We start from the raw sequence: 3375 nt of genomic DNA, 5'->3' as shown, positions 1-3375 counted from the left end.
TCACGGGGCGTCCGGGGGCCGGCTCCAGGTGCCAACGGCGGCAGATGGTGGCCAGGACGATCGCGGCCTCGAGTTCGGCGAACGTGTTGCCGATGCACTGACGGTTACCGCCGCCGAACGGGAAGAACGCGTACTTCGGACGGGTGGCTGTCGAGCGTGGCCCGTCGACCGGCCCTGTCGCGCAGGAGGCTGTCGCGGACGGTTCCGGGGACGGTTCCAGCCAGCGCTGGGGCACGAAACCGTCGGGGTCGGGCCAGTACTCGGGGTCACGGTGCATGACCCACTGGCTGACCAGCACCGTCGAGCCCGCGGGGATGTCGTAGCCGCCGAGGGAGTGGTCCGCCAGCGTCCGGCGGAACATGATCCAGACTGGTGGGTACAGCCGGATCGACTCGGTGAACACCGCCCGCGTGTAGGGGAGGCGGGGCAGGTCGTCCAGGGTGGGCAGCCGGTCACCGAGAACCTCGTCGAGTTCGGCGTGCAACGCCTCGCGTACCCGCGGGGCGTTGCCGAGCAGATGGAAGGCCCAACTGAGCGCGTTCGCGGTGGTCTCGTGGCCGGCGAGCAGGATCGTCAGGACTTCGTCGCGCACGGCGTCGTCATCCAGGGGCGCGCCGGTTTCGGCGTCGCGGGCCGTCAGCAGCAGGGACAGCAGGTCGTTGCCGTCGGCCCCCGCACGTCGACGGTCGGCGATCATCTCCCGGATCAGCCGGTCGAGGTCGGCCCGGGAGCTACGGGCCCGCAGCGTCGTGGGCAGCGGTACTTTCTCCAGATACCGGCTACCGGGGATGGCCGCTCGACGTGACACGCCCATGTTCGCCGCGATCGCCCGCCGCACCGTCAGCACGAGGTCGCTGTCCAGGGGCAGGTCGAAAACGGTTCTGGTGACGATTCCGAGGGTCAGCTCGGTCATCTCCTCATGGAGGTCCAGCTGTTGCCCGTCGGACCATCCGGAAGCGGTCTCCTCGGCCAGCCTGGCGAACGTCTCGCCGTACGTGGCGATCCGCTGGCGGTGGAACAGCGGCTGGATGAGCCGTCGGCGGGCCCGGTGCAGCTCGCCGCTGCTGGTGAGCAGGCCGGAACCCAGCAGCAGCGCCAGCGGCTGGACTCCCTCGTCGATCGGCATTCGTTTTCTGCGGAAGCCCTTGGCGAAGACCCGCTGGGAGTTCACCAGGATCTCCTGCACCGCGGCCGGGTCGTTGACCAGGTAGACGGTGCCGCGGCCCAGGGGCCCGCGCACGATCGGGCCGTACTCGTGGCGCAGCCTGGTGAGCAGGTCGAGCGGGTTGGTCAGGAACGCGTACGCGGTGCGCAGCGACTGCCCGCTCGGGCCCGGTGGAGGCGGGCCGGGCCTGCCGGCCGGGCCGCCCACCGGGCCGCCGGGCGGGTCAGCGGCCTGCGCCGCGGGGGCGTTCCCGACTTCGCTCGAGCTCCCGACGTCGCCCGCGTCCCCGGCCGGGCCGTCGGCGGCTCTGGCCTGGGATACGGCTCTGGCCTGGGATGATGTCATCGTCTACTCCCGGTTCGGCGGGTCGGGGCACGGCGTCCGTCAGGCCCAGGCCGCGGTACGCATCCGGCGCCGGGACGCGGGGCGGCGCGTGCCCGGCGGGCCGAAGGTGACGCGATCATGTGCCTTTCGTGGCCGGGGCTCCTCCGGCAGCCGGTCCGGTCGGCTTACCGGGACCGGGCCCGGGGCCCCCGGTCACTGTGGGGACAACTCCTATCCACCCTGCTGTGGTTCCAGGGCCGGCAACGGGTACGTTGCGCGAGCAGAAGTGACGGTGCGTCCTGGTGGCGACACGCTGAATGATTCTGGTCATAGTGCGGGCGCCATGGTTTGAAACGGCTTACGCTACCGGAGAGAGGTTGACGGCGACCCCCCCACGTCGTCAACCTCTCCTGTGGTTGACAAGAAGTTCATCGATCGCGGCGTGGGGTCGCGGGCGGCCGGCCGAGGCGTGGTGACCTGTGGTCGGCTTCTGTGCGCATCTCGTGGCTGGTGGCGCGGCGCCCAACCGGGCATCCTGGGGCGTAGCGGTGTTTTGACGCGGCGCCCGGGGCGGAGTAGGTAGATGTGTACATCAATGCGCGGGCCGTGGCGCGGCTGGCGGAAGCGCCGTCTCCAGCCCCGTCCAGCCGGCGCGCGTGCCCAGCCAGCTTCCGGACACATCGGGAGGCCCCGCCAGTGACACACCACCAGGGTGGTCCCAGGTCCGTGACCGCGCCGTCTGCGAGGCCACCCGTGAGCATGCCGCCCGCGAGCATCGCGCTGCCCGTGGGCGGCGCGGGAACGGGCAGTTCGTGGACGTGACCCCGAGCGCACCGGAGGGTGTCTCGCTGGAGGCGCAGGACGGCGTCGGCAGCCCGGACGCGTTCCGCCGCCTCTACACACCGCACCGGATGGCGTATGTCAAGGGGGAGCGGCCCGCCGGCCAGCAGTGCCCGTTCTGTGAGATCCCGTCCCTGTCGGACGAGGACGGGCTGGTCGTCGCCCGAGGCGAGACCGTGTACGCCGTTCTCAACCTTTACCCGTACAATTCCGGGCATCTCATGATCGTGCCGTACCGGCATATTCCGGACTATGCCGCCCTGATGGACGCCGAAACCACCGAAATGGCCCTGTTCACCCAGCACGCGCTGCGGGCGCTGCGACGGGCGAGTGGCGCGCACGGCTTCAACATCGGGATGAATCTCGGCGTTGTCGCGGGCGCCGGTATCGCCGAGCACGTCCACCAGCACGTCGTGCCGCGCTGGGGCGGTGACACCAACTTCATGCCGGTCGTGGGCGGCACGAAAGTCCTGCCCGCGCTGCTGGGCCAGACCCGCGAGATCACCGCCGCCGCGTGGAAGGAAACCGAATAGGCGCCGGTCCCCGCCGGCAGGCCGGCACGGTTCCCCCGTGCGCCGCGCACGGCTGTCTCCGGTGATGTTTTTCGGCGCTGTTTTCCTCGCGTTCCCCCGTGTTTCTCAGGGCCGCGTTCACTGATGCCGCGTCCCGGCGGCTGTCGGGGCCGGGACCGGTTCCCGTACCCGCCAACGGGTTTCCCGTGCCCGCCAGGAGGCGGTCGGGGGACGGCACGGCGGGGTGGGCCCGGACCGGTACTGATCCGGGCCCACCGCGGGCTCGGGCCCGGCGAAACCGGTGCTATCCGGTTTCGCCGGGCCTGTCGCCGAGATGTTCGGCGGCGATGTGCTCGGGGACCGCTTCGTAACGCAGATGGTCACGGGTGAACGTGCCGGTGCCCTGGGTCAGCGAACGGATGTCCACCGCGTACCGCAGCATCTCCTTCTCGGGCACCTCGGCCCGCACCAGGGTCCGGCCCGCACCACTCCCGTGCGCTGCCTGCCCGCCGGCCTGCCCGCCGGCCTGCCCGG

At 71.1% G+C, this 3375-nt stretch carries 2 protein-coding genes and 1 pseudogene; 1 reads left to right on the top strand and 2 read right to left on the bottom strand.

Annotated elements, in window-relative coordinates; translation table 11 throughout:
- Window positions 1-1510 (bottom strand): cytochrome P450 (locus AC5LUJ_RS13070; RefSeq protein WP_493465000.1); only part of this gene is annotated, 1510 nt, incomplete at its 3' end.
- Between the two features lie 791 nt (window positions 1511-2301).
- Between AC5LUJ_RS13070 and AC5LUJ_RS13065 the strand changes: the two genes are divergently transcribed.
- Window positions 2302-2862 (top strand): HIT family protein, encoded by a 561-nt coding sequence (locus AC5LUJ_RS13065; protein ID WP_250283912.1) that lies wholly within the window; start codon window positions 2302-2304, stop codon window positions 2860-2862.
- Between the two features lie 283 nt (window positions 2863-3145).
- Here AC5LUJ_RS13065 and AC5LUJ_RS13060 read toward each other — a convergent pair.
- A pseudogene (locus tag AC5LUJ_RS13060) lies at window positions 3146-3375 on the bottom strand (elongation factor G-like protein EF-G2); the annotation flags it as partial.

It is taken from the genome of Protofrankia sp. CiP1_Cm_nod3 (genome assembly GCF_982290655.1).
Note: the sequence above shows the minus strand (reverse complement) of the source record. Positions and strands in the feature narration are given on the sequence as shown.